At 71.9% G+C, this 24,815-nt stretch carries 22 protein-coding genes; 13 read left to right on the top strand and 9 right to left on the bottom strand.

The annotated features are described in order from the left end of the window. Window positions 1–94: 94 nt before the first annotated feature. The gene (locus ACF062_RS27670) at window positions 95–1,546 is read left to right on the top strand and encodes a gluconate:H+ symporter (RefSeq protein WP_392142262.1); all 1,452 of its coding nucleotides are present in this window, start codon (window positions 95–97) and stop codon (window positions 1,544–1,546) included. A gap of 91 nt (window positions 1,547–1,637) precedes the next feature. On the opposite strand, the gene ACF062_RS27665 is transcribed toward ACF062_RS27670, so the two are convergent. The 3 genes from ACF062_RS27665 to ACF062_RS27655 all read right to left on the bottom strand — a co-directional run bounded on the left by ACF062_RS27665 (window position 1,638) and on the right by ACF062_RS27655 (window position 6,054). Beyond that, entirely contained in the window at window positions 1,638–3,203 is a 1,566-nt protein-coding gene (locus ACF062_RS27665; protein WP_392142260.1) for an APC family permease, read from the bottom strand. Window positions 3,204–3,254: 51 nt separating this feature from the next. Then, a complete protein-coding gene (locus ACF062_RS27660; RefSeq protein ID WP_392142258.1) occupies window positions 3,255–4,220 on the bottom strand; it encodes a hypothetical protein in 966 nt (321 codons plus the stop codon). A 169-nt stretch (window positions 4,221–4,389) separates the two neighbouring features. Beyond that, window positions 4,390–6,054: an FAD-binding dehydrogenase gene (locus ACF062_RS27655; protein WP_392142256.1), complete on the bottom strand. Its 1,665-nt coding sequence runs from the start codon at window positions 6,052–6,054 to the stop codon at window positions 4,390–4,392. Window positions 6,055–6,211: 157 nt separating this feature from the next. Here ACF062_RS27655 and ACF062_RS27650 point away from each other — a divergent pair, with 157 nt between their 5' ends. The 5 genes from ACF062_RS27650 to ACF062_RS27630 are packed head-to-tail and all read left to right on the top strand — an operon-like array spanning window position 6,212 to window position 8,971. Beyond that, window positions 6,212–6,859, top strand: a complete 648-nt coding sequence (locus ACF062_RS27650) for a TetR family transcriptional regulator (protein WP_392142254.1) — start codon at window positions 6,212–6,214, stop codon at window positions 6,857–6,859. Then, entirely contained in the window at window positions 6,856–7,662 is an 807-nt protein-coding gene (locus tag ACF062_RS27645) for a glucose 1-dehydrogenase (RefSeq protein ID WP_392142252.1), read from the top strand. The genes ACF062_RS27650 and ACF062_RS27645 overlap by 4 nt, the downstream gene beginning before the upstream one ends. 15 nt (window positions 7,663–7,677) lie before the next feature. Then, window positions 7,678–8,214, top strand: a complete 537-nt coding sequence (locus tag ACF062_RS27640) for an NUDIX hydrolase (RefSeq protein WP_392142250.1) — start codon at window positions 7,678–7,680, stop codon at window positions 8,212–8,214. Between the two features lie 38 nt (window positions 8,215–8,252). Continuing rightward, complete coding sequence (locus ACF062_RS27635; protein WP_392142248.1) at window positions 8,253–8,645, top strand: YidH family protein; 393 nt, start codon at window positions 8,253–8,255, stop codon at window positions 8,643–8,645. Then, a complete protein-coding gene (locus tag ACF062_RS27630; RefSeq protein WP_392142246.1) occupies window positions 8,642–8,971 on the top strand; it encodes a DUF202 domain-containing protein in 330 nt (109 codons plus the stop codon). The genes ACF062_RS27635 and ACF062_RS27630 overlap by 4 nt, the downstream gene beginning before the upstream one ends. A gap of 55 nt (window positions 8,972–9,026) precedes the next feature. Here ACF062_RS27630 and ACF062_RS27625 read toward each other — a convergent pair whose 3' ends face one another. Continuing rightward, window positions 9,027–9,962 carry an NADP-dependent oxidoreductase gene (locus ACF062_RS27625; protein ID WP_392142244.1) on the bottom strand — a complete coding sequence of 312 codons (936 nt, stop codon included), beginning with the start codon at window positions 9,960–9,962 and terminating at the stop codon, window positions 9,027–9,029. A gap of 158 nt (window positions 9,963–10,120) precedes the next feature. On the opposite strand from ACF062_RS27625, the gene ACF062_RS27620 reads away from it, so the two are divergent. The 3 genes from ACF062_RS27620 (at window position 10,121) to ACF062_RS27610 (ending at window position 12,966) form a co-directional block, all read left to right on the top strand. Then, window positions 10,121–10,417, top strand: coding sequence for a hypothetical protein (locus ACF062_RS27620; RefSeq protein WP_392142242.1), 297 nt, complete (start codon window positions 10,121–10,123; stop codon window positions 10,415–10,417). 290 nt (window positions 10,418–10,707) lie between these two features. Continuing rightward, window positions 10,708–11,736: a phosphotransferase family protein gene (locus tag ACF062_RS27615; protein WP_392142240.1), complete on the top strand. Its 1,029-nt coding sequence runs from the start codon at window positions 10,708–10,710 to the stop codon at window positions 11,734–11,736. Between the two features lie 9 nt (window positions 11,737–11,745). Further along, entirely contained in the window at window positions 11,746–12,966 is a 1,221-nt protein-coding gene (locus tag ACF062_RS27610; protein ID WP_392142238.1) for an acyl-CoA dehydrogenase family protein, read from the top strand. A gap of 386 nt (window positions 12,967–13,352) precedes the next feature. On the opposite strand, the gene ACF062_RS27605 is transcribed toward ACF062_RS27610, so the two are convergent. From ACF062_RS27605 to ACF062_RS27595, 3 genes are read right to left on the bottom strand one after another with little or no spacing between them, the layout of a single operon-like run. Continuing rightward, window positions 13,353–13,946, bottom strand: coding sequence for a TetR/AcrR family transcriptional regulator (locus tag ACF062_RS27605; RefSeq protein WP_392142236.1), 594 nt, complete (start codon window positions 13,944–13,946; stop codon window positions 13,353–13,355). A 21-nt stretch (window positions 13,947–13,967) separates the two neighbouring features. Continuing rightward, window positions 13,968–15,656 (bottom strand): class I adenylate-forming enzyme family protein, encoded by a 1,689-nt coding sequence (locus ACF062_RS27600; RefSeq protein ID WP_392142234.1) that lies wholly within the window; start codon window positions 15,654–15,656, stop codon window positions 13,968–13,970. After that, on the bottom strand, window positions 15,653–16,408 hold the full coding sequence (locus ACF062_RS27595) for an SDR family oxidoreductase (RefSeq protein ID WP_392142684.1): 756 nt from the start codon (window positions 16,406–16,408) through the stop codon (window positions 15,653–15,655). Before ACF062_RS27595 ends, ACF062_RS27600 begins: the two co-directional genes overlap by 4 nt. A gap of 216 nt (window positions 16,409–16,624) precedes the next feature. On the opposite strand from ACF062_RS27595, the gene ACF062_RS27590 reads away from it, so the two are divergent. Both ACF062_RS27590 and ACF062_RS27585 read left to right on the top strand, forming a co-directional pair. Then, window positions 16,625–17,953 carry an MFS transporter gene (locus ACF062_RS27590; RefSeq protein ID WP_392142232.1) on the top strand — a complete coding sequence of 443 codons (1,329 nt, stop codon included), beginning with the start codon at window positions 16,625–16,627 and terminating at the stop codon, window positions 17,951–17,953. Between the two features lie 12 nt (window positions 17,954–17,965). After that, the gene (locus tag ACF062_RS27585) at window positions 17,966–19,267 is read left to right on the top strand and encodes a serine-threonine protein kinase (RefSeq protein ID WP_392142230.1); all 1,302 of its coding nucleotides are present in this window, start codon (window positions 17,966–17,968) and stop codon (window positions 19,265–19,267) included. A gap of 65 nt (window positions 19,268–19,332) precedes the next feature. On the opposite strand, the gene ACF062_RS27580 is transcribed toward ACF062_RS27585, so the two are convergent. Beyond that, window positions 19,333–22,173 (bottom strand): penicillin acylase family protein, encoded by a 2,841-nt coding sequence (locus tag ACF062_RS27580; RefSeq protein ID WP_392142228.1) that lies wholly within the window; start codon window positions 22,171–22,173, stop codon window positions 19,333–19,335. Between the two features lie 294 nt (window positions 22,174–22,467). Between ACF062_RS27580 and ACF062_RS27575 the strand changes: the two genes are divergently transcribed. Further along, window positions 22,468–23,076, top strand: coding sequence for a hypothetical protein (locus ACF062_RS27575; protein WP_392142226.1), 609 nt, complete (start codon window positions 22,468–22,470; stop codon window positions 23,074–23,076). 12 nt (window positions 23,077–23,088) lie between these two features. Here the strand turns inward: ACF062_RS27575 and ACF062_RS27570 are convergent, their stop codons facing one another. Next, window positions 23,089–23,607, bottom strand: a complete 519-nt coding sequence (locus ACF062_RS27570) for a hypothetical protein (protein WP_392142224.1) — start codon at window positions 23,605–23,607, stop codon at window positions 23,089–23,091. A gap of 131 nt (window positions 23,608–23,738) precedes the next feature. Between ACF062_RS27570 and ACF062_RS27565 the strand changes: the two genes are divergently transcribed. Beyond that, window positions 23,739–24,806, top strand: coding sequence for an RNA ligase (ATP) (locus ACF062_RS27565; protein ID WP_392142222.1), 1,068 nt, complete (start codon window positions 23,739–23,741; stop codon window positions 24,804–24,806). Window positions 24,807–24,815: the final 9 nt, after the last annotated feature.

The following is a 24,815-nucleotide window of genomic DNA, read 5'->3' as shown; positions in this document are numbered from 1 at the left end:
CGTTCGCTCGGAAGAATTTCTGTCTGCGGGCCGGATGTGGCTGGTCGCGCAGTTCCCCGCGCCCCCTACCGGGGCCCCGTACAAGGAAAGCACCGTGACCAGTCTCAGCGTCGAGATGCTGGCAGCGGACCCCGTCGAGCCGATCACCTCGGCGGGCCATGCCCAGCTGGGGATCGCCGTCCTCGCGGGCATCGCCGTCATCGTCCTGCTCATCACCAAGTTCAAGCTGCACGCGTTCCTCGCGCTGACCGTCGGGTCGCTCGCGCTCGGGGCCTTCGCGGGCGCGCCGCTCGACAAGGCCATCGCCAGTTTCACGGCCGGCCTCGGGTCGACCGTCGCGGGCGTGGGTGTGCTGATCGCGCTCGGCGCGATCCTCGGCAAGCTGCTCGCCGACTCCGGGGGCGCCGACCAGATCGTCGACACGATCCTGGCCAAATGGGGCGGGGCGGGGCCGCAGGTCCCTCTTCAGAAGGGTGGCGGCGGGCGACGGGCGGGCGGGCGCGCGATGCCGTGGGCGATGGTGCTCATCGCCTCCGTCATCGGTCTGCCGCTCTTCTTCGAGGTCGGCATCGTGCTGCTGATCCCGGTCGTCCTGATGGTCGCCAAGCGCGGCAACTACTCGCTGATGCGCATCGGCATCCCGGCGCTGGCCGGTCTCTCCGTGATGCACGGGCTCATCCCGCCGCACCCCGGCCCGCTCGTCGCCATCGACGCGGTCGAGGCCAACCTCGGTGTCACCCTCGCGCTCGGCGTCCTGGTCGCGGTCCCGACGGTGATCATCGCAGGTCCGCTTTTCTCGAAGTTCGCGGCGCGCTGGGTGGACGTACCCGCCCCCGAGAAGATGATCCCGCAGCGTCCCTCGGAGGACCTGGAGAAGCGTCCCGGCTTCGGCGCCACGGTGGCGACCGTGCTGCTGCCCGTCGGGCTGATGCTGGCCAAGGCGCTGGTGGACATCGTGGTCGACGACCCCGAGACCACCGTGCAGCGGGTCTTCGACGTCATAGGTTCGCCGCTCGTCGCGCTGCTGGCCGCGGTGATCGTCGGGATGTTCACGTTGGGCCGTGCGGCCGGCTTCACCAAGGACCGCCTGTCGACGACCGTCGAGAAGTCGCTCGCCCCGATCGCGGGCGTCCTGATGATCGTGGGCGCGGGCGGCGGCTTCAAGCAGACGCTCATCGATGTCGGCGTGGGCCAGATGATCCTGGACTTCTCCAAGGACTGGTCGATCCCCGCGCTGCTGCTCGCCTGGCTGATCGCGGTGGCGATCCGGCTCGCGACGGGCTCGGCGACGGTCGCGACGATCTCGGCGGCCGGTCTCGTCGCCCCGCTCGCCGCCGACATGTCGACCTCGCACGCGGCGCTGCTCGTGCTGGCCATCGGCGCGGGTTCGCTGTTCTTCTCGCACGTCAACGACGCCGGGTTCTGGCTGGTCAAGGAGTACTTCGGCCTTGACGTCGGCCAGACGATCAAGACCTGGTCGGTGATGGAGACGATCATCTCGGTGGTGGCGGGAGGCCTGGTCCTGCTGCTCTCCCTGATCATCTAGCGCCCTTCGGGGCCGTACCGCCCCGCTCAAGAGTCCGTGGCCGCGCCGGCATCCCGGCGCGGCCACGGACGTGCGGTGGGTCGGGCGACCGTCACACCCCCGGCGAGGAAGACGCCTTCTCCAGCTGGAACGCCTCGTTGCCCAGACCGATGCGGGCGTGCGCCTCGGGGTCGCGGGAGCGCAGGATCGTCCCGTACGCCACACCGATGAGCGCCGCCAGGAAGATGATGCCGGGCAGCACCCAGCTGAGCGCCGAGTCCGGGCCCGCGCCCACGAGGACGTCGAAGTCCTTGACGGTGTACGCCGCGATGACGAGCAGGCCGACCGCGGCGAGCGCGGAGGCGGCGATCCGCCAGGCCTGGGCGCGGGCGGCGCCCCGGCGGGCGAAAAAGACGATGACGGCGACGGACGCGGTGGCCATCAGCAGGATGACGCCGAGCGCGCCGATGTTGCCGCCCCAGGTGAACAGGTGCAGCACGGGGGCGGTCGGGTCGCCCGCTCCGCCGTCGTCGGCGGCGGCGAAGCCCACGACGACCACGACGGAGATGACGGTCTGGAGCAGCGAGCCGGTGCCCGGGGCGCCGGTCGCGGTGTTGGTGCGGCCGAACGCGGCGGGCAGCAGCCTCTCGCGGCCCATCGCGAAGGCGTACCGCGCGACCACGTTGTGGAAGCTGAGGATGGCCGCGAACATGCCGGTCACGAAGAGCACGTGGAGTACGTCGGTGAAGGTGCCGCCGAGCCGGGACTCGGTGAGGTCAAACAGCAGGCCCGCGCTCTGCTTCTCGGCCGCCCCGACGATGCCGGAGGGCCCTGCGGCGACCGTCAGCGCCCAGGAGCTGAGCGCGAAGAAGACGGCGACGAAGCCGACGGCGAAGAACATCACGCGGGCGACGACGACCTGGGGACGGCTGGTCTCCTCGGCGTACACGGGGGCCTGCTCGAAGCCGGTGAAGGCCGCGATGCAGAAGCACAGCGACGTGGCGACGCCCGCGCCGGTGAGCGTGTCCAGGTTGAAGGCGTGCAGGGACAGCCCCTCCTTCGCCGGGTCGGCGATGGCCGCGATGTCGAAGATGACGACGAGCGCCACCTCGATGAGCAGCAGCACGCCGAGCACGCGCGCGTTGAGGTCGATCTTCAGCCAGGCGAGGACGGCGACCAGGGCCACGGTGACCAGCGCCGGGATCCACCAGGCGACCTCGATCTCGAAGTACGTGTGGAGCAGCCCGGACACCTCGAAGCCGAGCAGGCCGTACAGCCCCGCCTGGAGGGCGCTGTAGGCGACGAGCGCGACCAGCGCGGCGCCGGCGCCCGCGGTGCCGCCGAGGCCGCGGGATATGTACGCGTAGAAGGCGCCGGCGTTGTGGACGTGCCGGCTCATCTCGGCGTACCCGAGGCTGAAGAGCGCGAGGACGACGCCGAGGATGAGGAAGAGCAGGGGTTGTCCGACGATGCCCATCACGCCGTAGGTGGTGGGCATGACGCCGGCGACGACCATCAGGGGGCCGGTCGCGGCGAGCACGGAGAGCAGGAGGCCCGCCGTGCCGAGGCGGCCCGCGCGCAGCGCGCGTTCCTGCCCCTTGTACGTGCTGATCCCGCTGTCACCCGTCGGTTCGCTGAGGGATCTGGTGCCGCTCGTGCTCGAACTGCCCGTCGCCATGGCGCGGTCGTCCTTTCAGGGGTACGGATATTCAGGCGTGTGTCCCGGCGTTCAGGCGGAGCCGAGCGCGGTGGCGCGCGCGGCGGTGAACGCTTCGTGCGGATCGCGGTCCGGGTAGGACCAGGGGGCCGGGGTCGCGTGCCGTCCGATGCGGTGGAAGAGCACGGCGGCCTCGGCGGCCCTGCCCTCGCAGGACTTCGCGTGCGCGAGGAAGTTGAGGTCGACGTGGCAGCGCGGGTGGGCCGGCTCGTCGGGTGTCTCCCACTCCAGCCACCAGTCGAAGGCGGCCTTCATGACGCCGCGGGCGCGCCGCCCCGTCCAGTGTGTGCTCGCCATGGGGTCGGCGGGTTCCATGCCCGCGGTGGCGAGGACGCGGTAGCGCTCGGCGTGCGCGACGACCGGCAGGACCGCTAACGGGGAGTCGGCAGGCGCCTGTTCGGCCGCCCAGGAGGCGAAGTCGTAGACCTCGTGCAGCGGGTCCTGGCCCGCCGCGGGGCGCCGCTCGGCGAGCCGGGCGACCATCAGGTGGTGGGCGTGGTGGTGCTCGGGGTGGCGGTGGCGGACCTCGTCGAAGAGGCGTACGACGTCCTCCTCGCGGCCCAGCGAGCGTTCGAGCAGCAGCAGCGCGAGCCAGGGCGTCGGGTCGGCGGGGACGCGGCCGGCCGCCTCGCGGCACAGGGCGCGCGCCTGGTCCGAACGCTCCTTGCCGCGCAGCGCCTTGTGCACGGCGGCGAAGGCGAGCAGCACCTCGGCGTCGTAGCTCTCCGGTTCCACGAGCCGCCAGTCGCGGGCCCAGGCCGTGGTGGAAGGTTCCTGCGCGAGGACGTCGAAGCGGTGGCCCCTGCGGTCCCAGTCGTCGCCGGTGGCGGCGAGCAGCGCGCGCGCCTCGATCCAGCGCCCCTGGGCCAACGCGGCTCGGGCGGCGATGAGTTCGGCGTCGTCGAGTGCGGCGTCGAAGGCGTGCGCCGCGGCCCTTTTCTTGCGGGAGCGGCCCAGTGGGGGTGGGGGTGGTGACACCGCGGGACTTCCTCCCCGGCGCGGCTCGCGTACGGATGATCACGCACAGCAAACCGGTAGGCACCAGTCCGCGTCAAGGCCAGCCTACCCTTGCCTCCTTCACCAACTCGTTGCGAAATCCTCAGACTTCGCCCTTCACCTGGGAGAACCCTCCTCGGCAAAGGCCTGCTCAACTCACGTCGCGGGCGGCGGCCCGGCCCGCCGCGCGTCCCGAGAAGAGGCAGCCGCCGAGGAAGGTGCCTTCGAGCGAGCGGTAGCCGTGCACTCCCCCGCCGCCGAAACCGGCGGCCTCCCCGGCCGCGTACACGCCCGGCAGGGGCGCGCCGCCCTCGGTCAGGACGCGCGAGGAGAGGTCGGTCTCCAGGCCGCCGAGTGTCTTGCGGGTGAGGATGTTGAGGCGTACGGCGATGAGCGGACCGGCCTTGGGGTCCAGGAGGCGGTGCGGGGCGACGGCCCGGATGAGGCGGTCGCCGAGGAACTTGCGGGCGCCGCGGATGGCGGTGACCTGGAGGTCCTTGGTGAAGGGGTTGGCGATCTCGCGGTCGCGCGCGGCGAGGGTGCGGCGCAGGGCGGCCTCGTCGATGAGGGGATCCGCCGAGTGTCCCGTGAGCGCGTTCATGCCGCGCACCAGCGCGCCGAGGTCCTTCTCCACGACGAAGTCGACGCCGTGGTCCATGAAGGCTTTGACGGGTCCCGGCACGTCGGCCCGCGCGCGGTCGATGACGCCGCGCACGGACTTGCCCGTCAGGTCCGGGTTCTGTTCCGACCCGCTGAGGGTGAACTCCTTGCCGATGATGCGCTGGTTGAGCACGAACCACGTGTGGTCGTACCCGGTCCTCATGATGTGTTCGAGGGTGCCGAGCGTGTCGAAGCCGGGGAAGAGCGGCACGGGCAGGCGGTCGCCGTGCGCGTCCAGCCACAGGGACGAGGGGCCGGGCAGGATGCGGATGCCGTGCCGCTCCCAGATGGGGTTCCAGTTCTCGATGCCCTCGGTGTAGTGCCACATGCGGTCGCGGTTGATGAGGTGGGCGCCCGCGGCCTCGGCGATGCCGAGCATCTTGCCGTCCACGTGCGCGGGCACCCCGCTGATCATCTTCTCGGGCGGGGCACCGAGCCGCTCCGGCCAGTTGGCGCGGACGAGGTCATGGTTGCCCCCGATGCCGCCCGAGGTGACGATCACCGCCTGGGCCCGCAGCTCGAAGGTGCCCGTCACCTCGCGGCTGCTGGCCCTGCCCCGCTCGGCGGCGGACGGTTCGAGGATCTCGCCCGTGACGGTGTCGACGGTGCCCGCGCTGCGTCCGAGGCCGGTGACGCGGTGGCGGAACCTCAGCTCGACGAGGCCGCGCGCCACTCCCTCGCGCACCCGCCGCACGAACGGCGCGAGCAGCCCCGGGCCCGTCCCCCAGGTGATGTGGAAGCGCGGCACGGAGTTGCCGTGGCCCTGCGCGTCGTACCCGCCGCGCTCGGCCCAGCCGACGACGGGGAAGAACCGCACGCCCTGCCCGTGCAGCCAGGACCGCTTCTCGCCGGCCGCGAAGTCGACGTACGCCTCGGCCCACTTGCGCGGCCAGTGGTCCTCCGGGCGGTCGAACGCGGCGGTACCCATCCAGTCCTGGAGGGCGAGCGCGTGGGAGTCCTTGATCCGCAGCCGCCGCTGCTCGGGCGAGTCCACGAAGAACAGCCCGCCGAAGGACCAGTGGGCCTGGCCGCCGATGGAGTGCTCGGGCTCCTGGTCGACGAGGACGACCCGGCGGCCCGCGTCGACGAGTTCCGCGGTGGCCGCCAGTCCGGCGAGTCCCGCCCCGATCACGATCACATCTGCGTCGTACGCCATAGGGGTCGTCCTCCTCGACAGGGCCCGCGAAGTTACCGGTGGGTCAGATCCTGGGCAGTGCGGAGGCGCACGTCAACAGACCGGGCCGGGCGAGCCGGCCTCGGGCGGTCGATCCCGGCGGTGTCTTTTGTTAATGGCCAGCATTAGAGTGGGGGTCATGGCCAGGACATCCGGTGCCGAGACCCGGGAGAAGCTCATCCGCGCCGGCGAGGAGGTCTTCGCCGCGCAGGGCATCGACGGCGCCCAGCTGCGGGACATCGTCCGCATCGCCGGACAGAGCAACCCCTCCGCCGTGCAGTACCACTTCGGCTCCCGCGGCGGTCTCCTGGACGCCGTGATGGCCGCCCGCCAGGAGCGCACCGAGCGGGTGCTCGCCGCCGGCCTGGCGCGCACCGGCGGCGACACCGGCCCGCGCGGCCTGCGCGCCCTGCTGACCGCCCTGGTCACCGCCGAGGCCACCGAGCTGCGCACCGAGCGCGGGCGGCGCTGCCTGCGGATCTCCGCGCAGCTCAGCCACGAGAGCGGCGTGCGCACCCGCACCCCGCATCCGACCATCGACGGCACCGCCTACTGGGAGCTGATCGGGAGGCTGGAGGTGTGCCTCGCCCCCGCCGTCCCGGAGCCGGTCCGCCTGGAGCGGCTCGACCTCGCCCTCACGATGATCGGCGCCGCGATGGCCGACCGTGCCCGTCAGTACCTGGCGGGCACCACCCCGCTGACCGGCGAGGACGTCTTCCTCGCCGACCTCGTCGAAACCACCGCGGCCCTGTTGCGGGCCCCGCTCCCCACTCTGGAGACCCCATGACCAGCACGACCGCCACTGCCGCCGCTGCCACCACGCCTGCCCATGACCTCACCGGCAAGACCGTCCTCATCACCGGCGCCGCCCGCGGTCTCGGCGCCGAGGCCGCCCGGCAGGCGGTCGCCGCGGGTGCGAACGTCGTGCTGACCGACGTGCTCGACGAGGAGGGCGCGGCCACCGCCGCCGAGCTGGGCGGGCGTGCCCGCTTCGCGCACCACGACGTGACCTCCGAGGACGACTGGCGGCGCGTGGCGGACCTCGCGGCCGCCGAGTTCGGCGGCCTGCACGGCCTGGTGAACAACGCCGGTATATCGACCGGCCAGTTGCTGGAGTCGGAGTCCGTCGAGCACTTCCGCAAGGTCCTCGACATCAACCTCACCGGCGTCTTCATCGGCATGCGGACCGTGGTCCCGGCCATGAAGGAGGCGGGCGGCGGCTCCATCGTCAACATCTCCTCCGCGGCCGGTCTGATGGGCCTCGCGCTCACCGCCGGGTACGGCGCCTCCAAGTGGGGTGTGCGCGGCCTCACCAAGATCGGCGCGGTGGAGCTCGGCACCGCCCGGATCCGCGTCAACTCCGTCCACCCCGGCATGACGTACACCCCGATGACCGCCGAGGTCGGCATCGAGAAGGGCGAGGGCAGGTACCCCAACACCCCGATGGGCCGGATCGGCGAGGCTCACGAGATCGCGGCCGCCGTGGTCTTCCTGCTCTCGGACGCCGCGTCGTACGTGACGGGCGCGGAACTCGCCGTCGACGGCGGCTGGACGGCGGGGCCCACGGTCAAGTACGTCATGGGCCAGTGAGGTTGGATGGCCCGTATGACGACACACCGCGGGCCCCTGCCCGACCCTCGTGAAGAGATGCTGACCATCGTCGACGAGAACGACGAGGTCATCGGCGAGGCCCCGCGCGGTGAGGCCTACGCGCGCGGGCTGCGCCACCGCTGTGTGTTCATCCAGGCACGCGACGCCGAGGGGCGCGTCTTCGTGCACCGCCGCACCGCGACGAAGCTGGTCTTCCCCTCCCTGTACGACATGTTCGTGGGCGGTGTGGTCGGGGCCGGGGAGTCCTGCGACGACGCGGCGCTGCGCGAGGCGGAGGAGGAGCTCGGCGTCCAGGGGCTGCCGCGTCCCACGCCGCTGTTCAAGTTCCTCTACGACGACGGCGCGGGGAAGTCCTGGTGGGCGTACCTCTACGAAGTGCGCTGCGAGCTGCCGGTGAGTCCGCAGGTGGAGGAGGTCGCCTGGCACGCCTTCCTCACCGAGGACGAGTTGGAGCGGCGGCTCGGCGAATGGGAGTGGGTGCCGGACGGCCTCGACGCCCACCACCGGCTGAGGGCGTACCGCGCGAGCTGATCGCCTGGGCCCCCGGGTGCACGGCTTATGGTGCGGCGGTGAGCAATTTCGTACGGAGTCTGAGGCTGTGGTTCGCGCCCGAACGCATCCGCGAGGAGGGCGACACCCCCGACTACCGCTTCTCGCTCGCCAATGAACGCACCTTCCTGGCCTGGCTGCGCACCGCGCTCGCGCTGATCGGCGGCGGCTTCGCCGTCGACCAGTTCCTGCCGGACCTGCGCTGGGGCTGGCGGATCGGGCTCGCGCTCGCGCTGCTCGCCGCGGGCGTCCTGTGCTCGCTGCGGGCGGTCAACCACTGGATGCGCTGCGAACGGGCCATGCGGCGCGGCGAGGATCTGCCCGCGGGCCGCTTCCCGACGGTGCTGAGCCTGGTCGTCGCGGTGGTGGCGCTCGCCATGGTGGTGGTCGTGCTCTTCGGGTGGGAAGGATGAGCGGACCGGGCCCGGGGCAGGCGCCGGAGCGCGACCCCGGGCTCCAGCCGGAGCGGACGCGGCTCGCGTGGCGGCGTACGACGCTGTCCTGCACGGTCGCGGCGGTCCTCGCCGCCCGCGCGGTACTGCACCACGGCCCCACCGCCACCGGCGTCCTGGCGTGCGCCCTGTGCCTGCTGCTCTGGCTCGGCTTCCTCGCGGTGGCCCACCGCAGGATGCTGGCGCTGACCGCCCGCCGTCCCCGGACGCTGACCGTGCGGGGCGCGTGGACGGCGGCGCTGTGCACCCTGGCGCTGGCGGGGTGCGCGGCGGCGATGGTGGTCTGACACCGGCCGGGAAACCCTGGCATCGGTCGGCGAACGGGAGAGCGGAAGCCTCGCGTCAGTCCTGCCCGTCCACCGTCACGACGATCTTGCCGCGGGTGCGGCCCTCCTCGCTCAGCCGGTGGGCGTCGGCGGCCCGCTCCAGCGGGAACGTCCTGTCGACGTGGACCGTCACCACGCCCTGCTCCGCCAGCTCCGTCAGCCGCAGCAGGTCGGCGGCGTCGGGGCGGACGAAGCAGTACTGGCCACCGAGGCCGAGCACCCCACCGTCCGTGATGGACGCCAACCTGCCGCCGGTCGTGAGGAGTTCGGCGGACGCCTTGAGGGTGTCGCCGCCGATCGTGTCGAAGGCCGCGTCGACACCCTCCGGGGCCAGGGCGCGGACACGGTCGACCAGCCCCTCCCCGTACGTCACCGGCTCCGCGCCAAGTTCCCGCAGGAAGTCGTGGTTGCGCTCGCTGGCCGTGCCGATGACGCGGGCACCCGCGTGCCGCCCGAGCTGCACCGCGAGGGAGCCGACGCCGCCGGCCGCCGCGTGCACGAGGACGGTGTCGCCGTCCTTGACCTGGAGCGCCTTGACCATCACCTGGTAGGCGGTGAGCCCGGCGAGCGGCAGCCCCGCGGCCTCCTCGAAGCTGAGGTTGCGCGGCTTGGGGGCGAGGGTGCGCACGGGCGCGGCGACGTACTCCGCGAAGGTGCCGCGGGAGAGGAAGTCCTCGCGTACGTAGCCGATGACCTCGTCGCCGACCGCGAACTCGGGGGCGGAGGCGCCCGGCTTGGCCACCACTCCGGCGACGTCCCAGCCGGGGATGACGGGGAAGACGGGGTCGAGGAGGGCGTCGAGGTAGCCCTCGCGGCACTTCCAGTCGACGGGGTTGACGGCCGCGGCCCGCACCTTCACGAGGACGGAGTCGGGGCCGACCTTGGGGTCGCGCACCTCGCCGTATTCGAGGACTTCGGGTCCGCCGTAGCCGCTGTAGCTGATCGCCTTCATGGGGTCGCTTTCATGGGGTCGCTTTCACGGAACATCCGCACGGGTCACCTGGGTGGAGGGCAGGGAAACATCGCCAGACTGACATAAGGGAGTAAATGGGGCATCGAGGGCTAGCCTGAGAGTGTCAGCCTCCCCGGAAGTCACAGAAGGTGCGCGTCATGACCACGCTCCATCACGAACACCCGGTGCACGATCACGTGCACGGTCCGGCCTGCGGCCATCCCGAGGTGCCGCACGGCGACCACGTCGACTACGCGCACGACGGCCACCTGCACCGACGCCACACCGACCACTACGACGAGTGCGAGCCGGCCGGTCACGTCGCCCACCAGGGCCATGACCACCAGCACGGCGACGGCTGCGGCCATGACTCCGTCCTGCACGGCGACCACGTCGACTATGTGCACGACGGACATCGGCACGCCGCCCACGCCGGGCACTGGGACGATCACTAGGGCCTGTCTGACAATTCGCGTCGTCGCCCGGAGGGCGGTCTCGCGGCGTCAGGTGCGTGCTCTCGGCGTGCCGGGCGTAGGGCCTCGTACTGGATGTACTTGGCTCTGCGCCCGGTGCGGCGAGAGTGCGTGCATGGCGTCGCGAGGCAGGCGGGAATTGTCAGACAGGCCCTAGCCCGTCACCGCCCGCCCCCTGCGCCCCGCAAGGGGGCGCTTTTCGCTCTGGACGGCATACCGACTGGTCGGCATCATGGGGTGGCACGCCACCGCCACGCCGATCAGGAGCGAAGATGAGCTCAGACCACCCGCCGGGCCTCGACCTGGACCAGTTGCGCGGCCACCTCGACCGTGAGCGGCCGGGCCTGGTGGGCGGACCGCTCACCGCCCGGCTCATCGAGGGCGGCCGGTCCAACCTCACGTACGCCGTGACGGACGGCGCCTCACGCTGGGTCGTGCGGCGGCCCCCGCTCGGCCACGTGCTGGCCACCGCGCACGACATGAAGCGCGAGCACCGGGTGATCGAGGCGCTGCACCCCACGAACGTGCCGGTGCCCGCGCCTGTGCTGCTCTGCGACGACGACAGCGTCATCGGCGCGCCCTTCTACGTGATGGAGTTCGTGGACGGCACGCCGTACCGCACCGCTGAGGAGCTGGCGCCGCTCGGCCCCGAGCGCACCCGCGCCGCCGTGCTCGGCCTCGTCGACACGCTCGTCGACCTGCACGCCGTGGACCCGGCGGCGGTCGGCCTCGGCGACTTCGGGCGGCCCGACGGCTTCCTCGACCGGCAGCTGCGCCGCTGGGGCAAGCAGCTGGACGCGTCCCGCAACCGCGACCTCGCCGGCATCGACGAGCTGCACGCGGCGCTCGGGCGCTCCCTGCCCGCCTCGCCCGCGCCGACCGTCGTCCACGGCGACTACCGCCTGGACAACGTCCTGATCGGCGACGACGACCGGATCAAGGCCATCCTCGACTGGGAGATGTCGACGCTCGGTGATCCGCTCACCGACCTCGGCCTGCTCGTGATGTACAGCGCGAGGCTGGAGGTGCCGGACTCCCCCGTCAGCACCACGGCGGGCGCGCCCGGCCACCCCGACCCGGCCGAGCTGATCGAACGGTACGCCGCGCGCTCGGGGCGCGACGTCTCGGCGGTCTCCTGGTACACCGCGTTCGCGTGGTTCAAGCTCGCCGTGATCCTGGAGGGCATCCACTACCGCTACACGCTCGGCCAGACGGTCGGCGCGGGCTTCGACCGGATCGGCGAGCTGGTGCCGGTCTTCATCGAGCACGGCCGCCGCACGCTCCAGGAACAGGAAGGCTGAGACAGCGCCATGGACTTCGCATTCGACGCCCGCACCGAAGAGCTGCGGGGCAAGCTGCTCGCCTTCATGGACGAGCACGTGTACCCGGCCGAGGCCGTCGCCGACGAGCAGCGCGCCGCCCTCGCCTCGCCGTGGGAGACCCCGGCCGTCGTCGGGGAACTGAAGGCAGAGGCCCGCAGGCAGGGCCTGTGGAATCTCTTCCTTCCCGACACGGAGCACGGCGCGGGACTCACCAACCTCCAGTACGCGCCGCTCGCCGAAATCACCGGCCGCTCCCCGCAGTTGGCACCGACCGCGCTGAACTGCGCGGCGCCCGACACCGGCAACATGGAAGTACTCGCGCAGTTCGGCACCGCCGAGCAGAAGAAGCGGTGGCTGGAGCCGCTGCTCGCGGGGGGGATCCGCTCGGCGTTCGCGATGACCGAACCGGAGGTGGCGTCGTCGGACGCCACCAACATCACCACCCTCATCGAGCGGTCACCGGACGGCTCCGAGTACGTCATCTCGGGCCGCAAGTGGTACATCTCCGGGGCGATGAACCCCGACTGCGAGATCTTCATCGTGATGGGCAAGACCGATCCGGACGGCGCCGACATACGCCGCCAGCAGTCCATGGTCCTGGTCCCGCGCGACACCCCGGGCCTCGAAGTCCGGCGCGCCATGCGGGTGTACGGGTACGAGGACCACTACCACGGGGGCCACGCGGAGGTCGTCTTCGACCGCGTCCGGGTGCCCGCCGCGAACCTGATCGGCGAGGAGGGCGGCGGCTTCGCCATCGCGCAGGCACGGCTCGGGCCCGGCCGCATCCACCACTGCATGCGGCTGATCGGCATGGCCGAGCGGGCCATCGAGCTGATGTGCCGGCGGGCGGTGGCGCGTACGGCGTTCGGCAAGCCGCTGGCCCAGCAGGGCGTCGTACAGGAGTGGATCGCGGACGCGCGGGTCGCCGTGGAGCAGCTGCGGCTGCTCGTCCTCAAGACGGCCTGGCTGATGGACACGGTCGGCAACCGCGGTGCCCATACGGAGATCCAGGCCATCAAGATCGCCACGCCGCGGGCGGTGGTCGACATCCTCGACCGGGCCGTGCAGTTGCATGGCGCGGGTGGGGTGAGCCAGGACTTTCCGCTGGCGGAGCTCTGGGCTGCGGCGCGGACGCTGCGGTTGGCTGATGGGCCCGATGAGGTGCATCAGCGGTCCTTGGCCCGGCGGGAGCTCAAGCGGTACGTGTAGCTCCGCTGGGGGCGCGGGGGATTGTGCGCCGAGGCCCCCGCCGGGGCGCGGGCGCGTCTGCCGTGGCAGGTCTTGTGGCGGGTGCGGGGTCGTGGCTGGTTGCTCGCGCAGTTCCCCGCGCCCCCCTCGGGGCGCCCCTCAGGCCGGGAATCGCGCGCAGACTGCCGCCGGGGCGCGGGCGCGTCTGCCGCGGCGGGTTTTGCGGCGGGTGCGGCTCGTGGCTGGTTGCTCGCGCAGTTCCCCGCGCCCCTTCAGGGCGTGCCTAAGGCCGGGAAGCGCACTCAGCCCCCGCCGGGGCGCAGGTGCGTCTGCCGCGGCAGGTTTTGGGGTGGGTGCGGCTCGTGGCTGGTTGCTCGCGCAGTTCCCCGCGCCCCCTCGGGGGGCCTCTAAGGCCGCAGGGCCCGCAGCAGCAGGTTCGCCAAGTGGTCCGCCACCTGTTGCGGGGTCAGGGGGCCCTCCGGGCGGTACCACGTGGACAGGTGGTGGACGGAGCCGAAGTGGTAGTCCACCACCAGGTCCGCCGGGGTCGCCGTGGAGAAGACGCCCGACTCCTGGCCCTCCTCGATCAGGGCCCGGAAGCGCTCGTGGTAGCGGCGCCGCTCGGCGCGCACCTGCTTGTTCTTCTCGGGGCCGAGGTGGTGCATGGAGCGGAAGAAGATCGAGGCGTCGTCGAGGTTGTCGATGGTGGTGACCACGACGTCGGCGGCGGCGTCGCGGACCCGCCGCTCGATCGGGGCGTCCGTGTCCGCGATGGCGTCGAGCCGCTCCTGCTGGACGCGGAGCAGACGGGCGTAGACCTCGTGCAGGAGGTCGTCCTTGGAGCCGAAGTAGTGGTAGAGCGCGCCCTTGGTGACGCCGGCCGCCTCCACGATCTCCTGCACCGAGGTGCGGTCGTAGCCCTGGTCGGCGAAGAGCCGGGTGGCGGCGGCCAGCAGCCGCTGCGGGACGGGCGTGCCGTCACCGTCCGTCGTCCTGGCCACTGCCGCCACCTGCCTTTCGTGTCACTGACTGTTCTTCGGACGGGAACGCAGTTCCCGCCGGAGGATCTTCCCACTCGTGGTCTTCGGCAGCTCCGCCAGGATCTCGACCTCGCGTGGGTACTTGTACGCGGCCAGCCGCTCCTCGCAGTACGCCGTCAGTTCCGCCGGGCGGGTGTCGCTGCCCGGACTCAGACTGACGTACGCCTTGACGCTCTCCCCCCGGTAGCTGTCGGGCACGCCGACGACCGCCGCCTCGCGTACGGCCGGGTGCGTGTAGAGGACGTCCTCGACCTCGCGCGGCCAGACCTTGAAGCCGGAGGCGTTGATCATGTCCTTCTTGCGGTCGACGACGTAGAGCCAGCCGGCCGGGTCCATGAACCCGATGTCGCCCGTGCGCAGTTCGCCGCCGGGGAAGGTCCGGGCGGTGGCGTCGGGCCGCTGCCAGTAGCCGGGCACCACCTGGGGTCCGCTCACGGCGATCTCGCCGTGCTCGCCGAAGGGGACCTCCTGACCGGCCTCGTCCAGGATGCGTACGACCGTCTCGGGCCCCGGGACGCCGACGGCGAGGGTCCCCGAGAACGGGTCGACGGGCGCCTTCTGACCGGGCGGCACGGTGGCGCAGGGCGCGGTGCACTCGGTGAGGCCGTAGCCGTTGTGGAGGTAGGGGCCGAAGGCGGCGCGGAACTTCTCCACGAGGGCCGGGGGCAGCGGCGCGCCCCCCGAGGAGATCAGCACGAAGGAGTCGAAGTGGGCGCGGGTCGCCGAGGGGTGGGCGGCGAGCGCCATGAAGGCCGTGGAGGGGCCGACCGTGTACGCGGGGCGGTGCTCGGCGAAGGCGTCGAGGACCACCCCGGCCTCGAAGCGGTAGGCGAGGGCGAGGGTGCCCGCGTTGGCGATGCAGGCGGCGACCTGCGCGACCATGCCGGTGATGTGGAAGAGCGGTGCCATCGCGAAGTAGCAGGCGCCTTGGGGGATGCCGGCGCCGGTGCGCTGGCGTTCGGCGTTGTAGGTGATGTTGCCGTGGGAGTTCATGGCGCCCTTGGGGGTGCCGCTCGTGCCGGACGTGTAGCTGATGAGGGCCACGTCGGAGGGGCCGAGTTCGCGGCCGGCGGGGGCGGGCAGCCCCTGGCGCGCGACCGCCACCAGGTCGTCGGCGTCGGCCGGGACCGGCAGGCGCTCGAAGTCCAGGACGCGGGTGTCGCCCCTGCTCTGGAGGTCGAGTTGGCAGGCGGTGAGCACGACGTGCACGGACGAGCCCGCCGCCGTGTCGCGCAGGTACGTCTCCCAGGCGCGGTCCGCGCAGATCAGCGCGGTCACGCCGGCGTCGGCGAGGACGTGGCCGACCTCCGCCGACTTGTACATCGGGTTGACGGGCACGACCGTCGCGCCCGCCTTCCAGGCGCCGAGGAGCGCGAGCACGAAGTGCGGGGTGTTCTGGAGGATGATCGCGACGCGGTCGCCGCGTGCGACGCCGCGCGCGGCCAGGTGTCCGGCGACGGAGTCGCTGAGGGCGTCGGTCTCGCGGTAGCTGAGGCGGCCGTCGAAGTAGGCGAGGGCGGTGTGCTCGGGGGCCCTGGCGACGGCGGCGCGGAAGGCGTGCACCACGGAGGCGGCGGGGGTGACGGGGCCGCGCTGGGCGTCGTTGAGGCGGGCGAGCCAGGGCTTGGCGGCGTAGATGGAGCCGTCCGGGATCGCGGGGGATGTGGTCACCGCTGCGTCGCCTCCCACTTCTGCTGGATGTGGTTCATGCCGGCCAGCCACTTGTCGGGGGTGGCGGCGCGTGCCTCGTAGTACGCGGCGACCTCCGGATGCGGCAGGATCAGGAAGCGGTCCTCGGCCATGCCCGCGAAGAGCGCGTCGGCGACGTCCTGCGGTTCGATCGCGGTGGGCGCGAGGACGAGGTCGCCCGCGGTGCCGGTGGCGGCGAGCATGTCGGTGCGCACGCCCTGCGGGCAGATCGCGTGGACCTTGAGCCCGCGGTGGCGGTAGGTGAGCGAGAGCCACTCGGCGAAGGCGTACGCGCCGTGCTTGGTCACGCTGTAGGGCGCGGCGCCGATCATGGTGAGCAGCCCGGCCGCGGAGACGGTGGAGACGAAGCGGCCGCTGCCGCGCTCCAGCCAGCCGGGGAGCAGCGCGTGGGCCGCCCGGACGTGCGCCATGACGTTGACGTCCCAGGCCGCGGCCCAGACCTCCTCGGGCGCGGCCTCGTCGCCGCCGGAGCCGAGCCCGGCGTTGGCGCAGTACACGTCGACCGTGCCGCCGAGCGCCTCGACGGCCTGCGGCACGATGACGGAGGCGTCTCCGGGGACGGCGATGCCGCCCACCTCGTCGGCGACGGCTCGCGCCTTGGCTCCGTCCAGGTCGTTGACGACGACGCGCGCCCCCTCGGCGGCGAAGCGGCGGGCGAGCGCGGCTCCGATCCCGCCCCCCGCGCCGGTGACGACAACTCCCTTGTCCCGCAAGGTATCCACGACCGGTCTCCTTCGACCTCGGGCTCGACCACGGACCCGACCACGATGCGACCACAGCTCGGGCGGCCCGCCTGACACGGCAGACTAACCAGTCGGTATGTGATGGCGGAAGAGGGGCGGTCGCCCGCCCCACCGGTGGTCTCATTGGGCGAGACAAGCCGTCCCAAGTATTGACTGGCCCCTACATCCACCATGAGAGTGCCGCTCGTGCGGAGCGAAACGACAGCAGCGGAGAGACAGCAGGCCCCCGACGCGCAGGGCGCCGACGGCAGCCCGGAGAGCCTGCGCCGGGTGGCCGTCGCCTCCTTCATCGGGACGGCCATCGAGTTCTACGACTTCTACATCTACGGCACGGCGGCCGCCCTCGTCCTGAACGAGGCGTTCTTCCCGACCCTCGACCCGGTCAACGCCACCCTCGCGTCGTTCTCCACGTACGCGGTGGCGTTCGCGGCGCGGCCCATCGGCTCGGTGGTCTTCGGTCACTTCGGCGACCGGGTGGGCCGTAAGTCCGTCCTGGTGGCCTCGCTGCTCCTGATGGGCCTGTCGACCGCCCTCGTCGGGCTCCTGCCCGGCTACGACACCCTCGGCATCTGGGCGCCGCTGCTGCTGATCCTGCTCCGCTTCCTCCAGGGCATCGGGCTGGGCGGCGAGTGGGGCGGGGCCGCGCTGCTCGCGGTGGAGCACGCGCCGAAGAAGAAGCGCGGACTGTATGCCGCCTTCCCCCAGCTCGGGCCCTCCGTCGGCTTCTTCGCGGCGACCGGCGTCTTCTGGCTGCTCTCGGCCGTGCTCTCCGACGACGCGTTCCGCGGCTGGGGCTGGCGGGTGCCGTTCCTGCTCTCCTTCCTGCTCGTCGGCGTCGGCCTCTTCGTGCGGCTGCGGATCAGCGAGACGCCGGTGTTCGCGAAGGTCATGGAGGCGCAGGAGGCCAGCAAGGTCCCCACGCTCGACGTGCTGCGCCACCATCCGCGCGAACTGCTGCTCGGCGCGGGCGGCATGGTCGTCGCCTATGGCCTCTTCTACACCGCGACGACCTACTGCCTCGCCTACGCCACCGGCACCCTGGACGTGCCCCGCAACACCATGCTGGGGCTGTCCCTCGTGGCCTGTCTCTTCCTCGCGGCCGGTACCTGGCTCGCCGCGACGCGCTCCGACGGCGACGGGCGGCGCAAACTGGTCCTCGCGGGCGCGGGGCTCTCGGTGGTGTGGGGGTTCGTGCTCTTCCCGCTCCTGGACACCGAGCAGCCGGTGCTGATCGCGCTCGCGCTCGGCGGGGCCCTGTTCTGCATGGGCGTGGTCTACGGCCCGATGGGCGCCTACCTGCCGGAGCTGTTCGGCACGAACGTGCGCTACTCGGGCGCCTCGCTCGCCTACAACCTCGGCGGTGTGCTCGGCGGTGCGGTGTCGCCGCTGGTGGCGACCCGGCTCCAGGCGGCGTTCGGCTCCTCGTCGGTCGGCTGGTACGTGAGCGCGATGGCGGTCGTGTCGCTGGTGTGCGTCCTCGCGCTGCCCGAGACCCGGGAGCGCGAACTGACCTGACGTGCGCGGAGTATGGCCAGGTTGCCGAAGCGGCAGGACCATACGGGCGTGGAGCCCTACTGGGAACTGACCTTCGACGCCGACGGCGACGTCGACACCGCGCAGCGCGAGGCGCTGCTGTCCGGCACGGAACGCGCACGCGTCACCGATCTGCTGGTCTTCGCGCACGGCTGGAACAACGACAAGAAGGGCGCCCGCTCGCTGTACCGGCGCTTCTTCGCCCCCTGTCAGCACCTGGCCGCGCCGGAGGTGCGCCTCGGCTACGTCGGCGTGCTGTGGCCCGCCATCCGCTTCCCCGACGAACCGATCCCCGACTTCGAGCCCTCGGCGGCGCCCGCCGCCCCCGTCCCGCCGGGCGGGCCCGTGCTCGACGCGGCCACCCGGCAGGCGCTGGACCGCGCCTTCCCCGACCACGGCCCGACCCTCGACCGCATCGCCGAGCTGCTCGCGGAGCGCTCGGACGTCCCCTCCCGCGTCTACGAGTTCGGACGGCACGTCCGTGAGCTGGTCTCCCTGCGCGAGACGAGCCCGGCCCGCCACCTCGGCGAGGACACCGGCGCGGGCGAGCCCGCCATGCTCACCGACGACGCGGTCCAGGTCTGCGAGATCCTCGCGGCGGCCCGCGCGGACACCGGGCAGCCCGAACTCCTCGGCGCCCTGCGCAAGCGGGTGTGGAACGGCGCCCACGAGCTGCTGCGCCAGGGCACCTACTACGCGATGAAGCGCCGGGCGGGCGCGGTGGGCCAGCTGGGGCTCGGCCCCGCCATCGGCCTGCTCGCCGCCGACGCGCCCCGGATCAGGGTGCACCTCATCGGGCACAGCTTCGGCGCCCGCCTCGTCGCGTACGCGCTGCGCGGCATGCCCGCCGACGTGCGTACGGTGAAGTCGGTGACGCTGCTCCAAGGGGCCTTCTCGCATTACGCGTTCGCCGACCGGCTGCCGCACGACAGGTCACGCGGCGGCGCCCTGCGCGGCGTACAGCGGCGTATCGACGGCCCGCTCGTCTCCTGCTATTCGCGCCACGACGACGCCCTGGGGCGGCTCTACCCCCTGGCGTCGAAGCTGGCCGGTGACTCCACGAGCTTCTTGAACCTGTGGGAGCGCTGGGGCGCCGTCGGCTACAACGGCATCCGGGCGGTGGAGGGCACCAAGCGGATCAAGCTCGGCGAGAGGCTGCCCGCCAAGGGGTGCGTGAGCGTGGACGCGGCGTCGGTGGTGCGGCGCGGCGGACCACCCGCCGGCGCGCACAGCGACGTATGCCATGAGGAGCTGGCGCGTGCCGTGTTCGCCGCGGGGCGGATCGCGATGGCCTGACGGCCGGGGCCTGTCCGACCATTCCCGTCGTCGCCCGGAGGCGGGCGGGAATGGTCGGACAGGGCCTAGGGGCGGTGCCGGGGGAATTCGACGACCTGCTGGTAGGTGGGGCGGTTCTGCCACTGGACCGGCTTGTGCGTGATGCCGCCGAGCGCCCGGTGGATGATCGCGTCCGCGCACCACTGGTCGCCGGGCTTGCACGCGTCGTCGCCGGGATAGACCTCCGTGGCGGGCTTCGCGACGGCCTGCGCGAGAGTGGTCAGCAGGGCGTCGCGGCAGGCGTCGAGCTTGCCGTCACCGCAGTAGGTGTGGGCCAGTTCGCCCTTGACCGGCTGCCCAAGGACCTTGCGCAGGTCCTTGTCGGCGTACCCCCACCAGCCGTACTGGAAGGCTGACCCGGCGTGCGCCCCGGTCGGCCCATGGCCCGCCGAGGGTGCCTCGTCGGTGGCCAGCTGCGCGGTCAGGGCGTCGTACAGCTCCTTGCCCAGGCCCGGCTTGAACTCGGCCTCGATCAGCAGCGGCCACCAGGCGTCCATGACGCGCACGGCGTCGGGGTGGGCGTACGCCTTGGAGCCCGCGGCCGTCTGGTTGCGCTGCGCGCCCGCCTTGCGCCAGGCCTCCAACTGCTGCACCGCCTTCGCCAGTCGCGGATCGGTGACCGGCTTGCTGCGTACGACCTTCAGCAGCTCCGGCAGCACCTGTTCGCCGCGCAGGTCGGTGACGGCGGCCTCGGACATGGCCTGGGTCAGCTTGGCGCGGGTGACGCCGCCCTCCTCGGTGAGTTTCCTGACCCGCCCGTCGAGCAGGTCACCGCGGTGCACGGCGCTCATCCCGAAGCCGGCCGTGCTGAAGTCCTCGGCCTGCTTGTTGTTCCAGGAGATGTAGTAGTCCTGGTTGACGGAGTGCGGGTGTGCGGCGGGCGGGGTCTGCGCCGATGTGTTGTTCTCGGGGGCGAAGGCCCGCCATTCGTAAGCCTGTTGGGCCTTGACCGGCAGCGCCGGGTCGATGTCCGCCGCCCGCTCCGGGTTGGCGCCGCTGTTGTAGTACGCGATGTCGCGCGAGTCGGCGTAGAACCAGTTGAAGGCATAGCTGATGTGCTGCGCCGCCTTCATGAAGCTCGCGGCGTCCCGCACGTACCCGGGGTCGTTGAGCATCTGGAAGCCGATGATCGAGTCGGCCTCGTGGCGGTAGGTGGAGCGCAGCGAGACGTACGCGACGGGTTTGCCGTCGACGCTCGCGCGGTGCGTGACGACGCCGTACTTGGTGCGGAAGACCTGCATGCGGTAGGAGCCGGCGGCCGTGGAGTCTGCGAGGGTCGGCTTCCAGGCGTTCTTGCGCTCCAGCCTCTCCATGGGCGTGCAGGTGCCCCGGTAGAGGTATCCGGTGGACTGCTTGGTGGGGGTGCCGCCGCCCGGCTCGCACAGTTCGACGGCGTACGTGTCGGTGATGTCCTGCCCGGCGGACGTCGCCGACCAGGCGTAGTCCTGGCCGCGCCCCAGCTGGACGTACATCCCGACGCCCGCGAAGGAGACGCCGCGGGCGCTGATGCCGGGGCCCTGGAGCTCCTGCTGCATGAGGAGCTGCGGCGCGAAGTATCCGGTCTGCGGGCCGAAGACGGCGACGGGGTTGCCGCTCGCGGTGTGCTTGCCGGAGACCAGCAGGGCGTTCGACATGCCCTTCTTGTTGCCGCCGGGCCGGAAGAGGTCGGCGGGCAGGACGCCCTTGTCGTACATGCCCTGGAGCGGCTTGAGCTTCTTCGGGGCCTTCACCGGGTCCTTCGCGCCCGTCTTCGCGCCCCCCTCGCGGTCGTACACGAGCTGCTCGCGCTCGACGGAGCCGGGGTCGGGCAGCGCGGTGCCGCGCGCCGCCTCCGGCTTCCCGGCGTACGGGAAGCTCGTGCCGTCGTGGATGGTCTGGACGGCCTCGGGGTCGTTGCGGGCACGGAAGGACTCCCAGACCTTCGTGCCCTTCTCGACGCCGTACTTCTCCTGGGCCTTCAGGAGGGAGAGCGCGGATTCGACCTCTCCGCCGCCGCCGTTGCCGAAGAGGCCGCCGACGACGGAGGCGAGCGCGATCATGTCGGTGACCTTGAAGGGTTCGATCTCGCCGGCGTTGGTGATCGCGTCGATCTTGCCGGTCAGGACGTACTCGCCGGGGAAGTAGCGGCCGTTCTTCGCCTTCACGCGGTAGGCGTTGAGCCCGTCGATGTAGGCCTGCGCGTCCTCCATGGCCTGCCTGCCGCGCTCGCCCTGCGTCGCCCTGATGTACTCGACCTGCTTCTCCAGGTCCTTCTCCGTGTACGGGGCCTGCGGCCAGAACTGCTGCTCAAGCCCCTGGTTGGCGGGCGCGCCGCCCGCGAACGGGGTCAGCTGCCCGCGGCCTATGTGGCGGAAGAGGTCGATGAGCCAGAGCCGGTCCTGCCCGGCGGCGTAGCCCGCGCCGAACTCCGTGCCGTAGCGGGTGGTGCCCTTGATGTGCGGGATGCCGTACTTCTTGTCACGGGTGATCGTCACATCGTCGCGCGGCCTGGTGACGGAGGCGACCTGGCCGTCGCGCACACCGAAGGAGGCGTCGTCGAAGAACTCGGTGAGCCGGTCGTCGGTGAGTGAGGGGTAACCGGAGGAGAGCGCGTCGTAGGGGCCCAACTGGTCGTCGGCGTGCGCCGGTTTGGTGCCGAGGACGCGGTGGGAGAGGATCTCGGCGAGCGTCGCGTTGCCGCCTGCGCCCGGCGGCAGGATGTCCGCGCACCGGCCCTCGCAGTAGTCGGTGCTCTCCTCGCGCTCCTTCCCGGCGGCCGGCTGCCCCGGTGCGGCCCCGGCTCCGGGCAGCGGTGCCAGGAGACCGGCACCGAGGGCGAGCGCGGCCCCCGCCATGAGGGTTCTGAGTCTGACGGTGCGTGGTCGCATGGGTGCTCCTCCGGGTCCTGCGGAAGGCGGTTGCGGCGGAGGCTACTGGCGGGTTGGCGAACTCGAAAGATGAACAACCTTCGCCTTTTCCGAATCACCACAACGCGCCCCCCTCATGGGCGCATCACCACAGCTCAGGCGGGCAGGCGAAAAAGGGTCGTCCCGAAAGGGAGCCGAATGGCGTGTCGATACGTCTACTCGGCAACGTCGTTTCGACTTCGACTCGACTGCGACGGCGGCAGATACGGAACACGGGGTACCAGGACGAAGTACGTGTGACGGAGGTGCAGGGCGATGGCCGGATTCCGGAGTCTCGCGAGACAGGTACGTGATCCGCGGAACGATTTGGCACTGCGGCGCTACTCGCTGCGCAAGTGCCTGGAGAGGTTCGCCCCATACGGACACCGGGCCACCTGGGACCATCTGTGCTCCCGGGCGGGCTTCGGGTGCGAGGACAGGTCGCCCGATCCGGCGCGGCTGGTGGCCGCGCTGGAGGAGCTGGAGGCGGCGCGGGCGGTCTGGCTCGCCTACGAGGCGGACTTCGCCGAGCGCCGCCGCAAGGAGAAGCACGACGGGCTCAGGCGCCCCGGCAGCGACGACGACTGGCACCGCCGCACCTGGGGCGGCTGCGGGGTCGCCTGGTGCGACGATCCCGACGTCCACCCCCGGGCCCCCCTCGCCGAAGTGCTGCGGCGCCTGATCGCGGCGCTGGAGCGGGAGCCGGGTGCGTCCTGCCCGGTCTGCGGGGACACCTCCCTGGTGTGGAAGCGCGGCCTGGCGCACGAGCCGTCCTCCGGGGCGGTCTGCACGGGCTGCGGCATCGTCGTGCCCGCTCCCGTCCTGACACCGGACGCGGTGGCCCGTGCGCGGGCGCGCACGCTGCGGTCGCTGGTGTCGGCGTGAGGAACGGCGCGGTCAGGGCGTGAGCACGTCCGTATGGATGGCGAGCTTGAACTGGACGTGCGTCAGCGGCGTGGCGAGCTTCACGTCTCCCACGCCGCGTGCCGATATCTTCAGGCCGACGGGCGTCTGGGGGTGGACGAACATCTGCCAGACGTACGACCTGAACTGACTGCCCCTGGTGGGCGCGGAGTCGGTGGTGCCCGTCGAGTCGTACCCGGTCGCCAGGCCCAGCGGGTCGCGGACGAAGCGGGCGCGGTACTCGGTGGGATCACTGTCCGGCTTCCAGAAGACCAGCGCGGAGAGCACGCCCCAGCCGTCGTGGCTGGGCCATATCAGCCCCGAGCGGGCGCTCGGGAACCGCGCGGGGCTGGTGCCGCCCTTGGCCGGATCATGCATGTGCCACGGGTCGTACGACTCCTCATCGGCCCCGTAGGGGAACCGCACGAGGTGGTAGCCGTCACTGTCGTACCTGATGGACTGCGGCTTGTTCCGCGCCGCGTCCCACTTCAACGAGCAGATGGCAACGGACATCGGCCCTCCCCCTGAGTGATGACGCCCACGGTTCCATACCACACGGAAAATCCGATAGTCCTCTGATATGACTTCGGGAGAGGGTGACCGGCGATGAAGGATCTTCCCGAGCACCTGAGGAGCACCCTCCCATGTCGACGCTGCGCGTCACCGCCGAGACGCTGACGATCCACCGGCATCCGGGCGCCGACGCCCTCGAACTCGCCCAGGTGGGCCTGTACCGCGCGGTCGTCGCGAAGGGCGCCTACCGGACCGGCGACAGCGCGGTGTACATCCCGGAGCAGGCGATCCTGCCCGCCGCGCTGATCGAGGAACTGGGCCTCACGGGCCGTCTCGCCGGCGGCGGGCAGGACCGGGTCAAGGCGGTACGGCTGCGCGGCGAGCTGTCCCAGGGCATCGTGTGCCGCCCGGCGGCGCTCGCGGACGTCGACCTGGCGCGGGCGGCGCGGGAGGGCACGGACTTCGCGGAGCGGCTCGGCATCACCAAGTGGGTGCCGCCGATCCCGCCCACGATGAGCGGCGACGCCGAGGCCGCGCCGGACCTGCTCCCGTGGATCGACATCGAGAACATCCAGCGCTATCCGGACATCTTCGCGCCCGGCGAGCCGGTCGTCGTGACCGAGAAGCTGCACGGCTCGGCCTGCCTCATGACGTACGTCGCCGGGAGCGGGCGCGTCCACGTCTCCTCCAAGGGCTTCGGCGCCAAGTCGCTCGCCCTGCGGGAGGATCCGCGCAATCTGTACTGGCGGGCGGTCCACGGCCACGGCGTCGCGGCCGTCGCGGCGAAGCTCGCCGAGCGGCTCGGGGCGCGCCGGGTCGGCCTCTTCGGCGAGGTGTACGGCGACGGGGTGCAGGACCTGTCGTACGGCGCGGACGGGCGGCGCGACACGCTGGGGTATGCCGTCTTCGACGTCAGCGCGGAGATCGACGGCCACGTGCGCTGGCTCGACGCGACGCGGCTGCTCGACGGCGAACTGCCGCTGGTGCCGCGGCTGTACGAGGGGCCCTACGACGCCGGCCGCGTCCTGGAGCTCGCCTCGGGCCGCGAGACGGTGTCGGGGCGTGAGCTGCATCTGCGCGAGGGCGTGGTGATCCGGCCGGCCGTGGAGCGCTACAGCCCGGTGACCGGCGGGCGGGCCATCGCGAAGGCGGTCAGCACGGCGTATCTGACGCGTAAGGGCGGCACCGAGTACGAGTGAGGCCGCTCG

Source organism: Streptomyces sp. NPDC015345 (genome assembly GCF_043078805.1).
Classification (GTDB): domain Bacteria; phylum Actinomycetota; class Actinomycetes; order Streptomycetales; family Streptomycetaceae; genus Streptomyces.
Note: the sequence above shows the minus strand (reverse complement) of the source record. Positions and strands in the feature narration are given on the sequence as shown.

What these genes read in the sequence shown, in the direction of transcription:
- ACF062_RS27665 (WP_392142260.1), bottom strand. Translation starts at nt 3,203, where the DNA reads ATGGCGACGGGCAGTTCGAGCACGAGCGGCACCAGATCCCTCAGCGAA.
- ACF062_RS27655 (WP_392142256.1), bottom strand. Translation starts at nt 6,054, where the DNA reads ATGGCGTACGACGCAGATGTGATCGTGATCGGGGCGGGACTCGCCGGA.
- ACF062_RS27650 (WP_392142254.1), top strand. Translation starts at nt 6,212, where the DNA reads ATGGCCAGGACATCCGGTGCCGAGACCCGGGAGAAGCTCATCCGCGCC.
- ACF062_RS27645 (WP_392142252.1), top strand. Translation starts at nt 6,856, where the DNA reads ATGACCAGCACGACCGCCACTGCCGCCGCTGCCACCACGCCTGCCCAT.
- ACF062_RS27640 (WP_392142250.1), top strand. Translation starts at nt 7,678, where the DNA reads ATGACGACACACCGCGGGCCCCTGCCCGACCCTCGTGAAGAGATGCTG.
- ACF062_RS27630 (WP_392142246.1), top strand. Translation starts at nt 8,642, where the DNA reads ATGAGCGGACCGGGCCCGGGGCAGGCGCCGGAGCGCGACCCCGGGCTC.
- ACF062_RS27625 (WP_392142244.1), bottom strand. Translation starts at nt 9,962, where the DNA reads ATGAAGGCGATCAGCTACAGCGGCTACGGCGGACCCGAAGTCCTCGAA.
- ACF062_RS27620 (WP_392142242.1), top strand. Translation starts at nt 10,121, where the DNA reads ATGACCACGCTCCATCACGAACACCCGGTGCACGATCACGTGCACGGT.
- ACF062_RS27615 (WP_392142240.1), top strand. Translation starts at nt 10,708, where the DNA reads ATGAGCTCAGACCACCCGCCGGGCCTCGACCTGGACCAGTTGCGCGGC.
- ACF062_RS27610 (WP_392142238.1), top strand. Translation starts at nt 11,746, where the DNA reads ATGGACTTCGCATTCGACGCCCGCACCGAAGAGCTGCGGGGCAAGCTG.
- ACF062_RS27585 (WP_392142230.1), top strand. Translation starts at nt 17,966, where the DNA reads ATGGCCAGGTTGCCGAAGCGGCAGGACCATACGGGCGTGGAGCCCTAC.
- ACF062_RS27580 (WP_392142228.1), bottom strand. Translation starts at nt 22,173, where the DNA reads ATGCGACCACGCACCGTCAGACTCAGAACCCTCATGGCGGGGGCCGCG.
- ACF062_RS27575 (WP_392142226.1), top strand. Translation starts at nt 22,468, where the DNA reads ATGGCCGGATTCCGGAGTCTCGCGAGACAGGTACGTGATCCGCGGAAC.
- ACF062_RS27570 (WP_392142224.1), bottom strand. Translation starts at nt 23,607, where the DNA reads ATGTCCGTTGCCATCTGCTCGTTGAAGTGGGACGCGGCGCGGAACAAG.
- ACF062_RS27565 (WP_392142222.1), top strand. Translation starts at nt 23,739, where the DNA reads ATGTCGACGCTGCGCGTCACCGCCGAGACGCTGACGATCCACCGGCAT.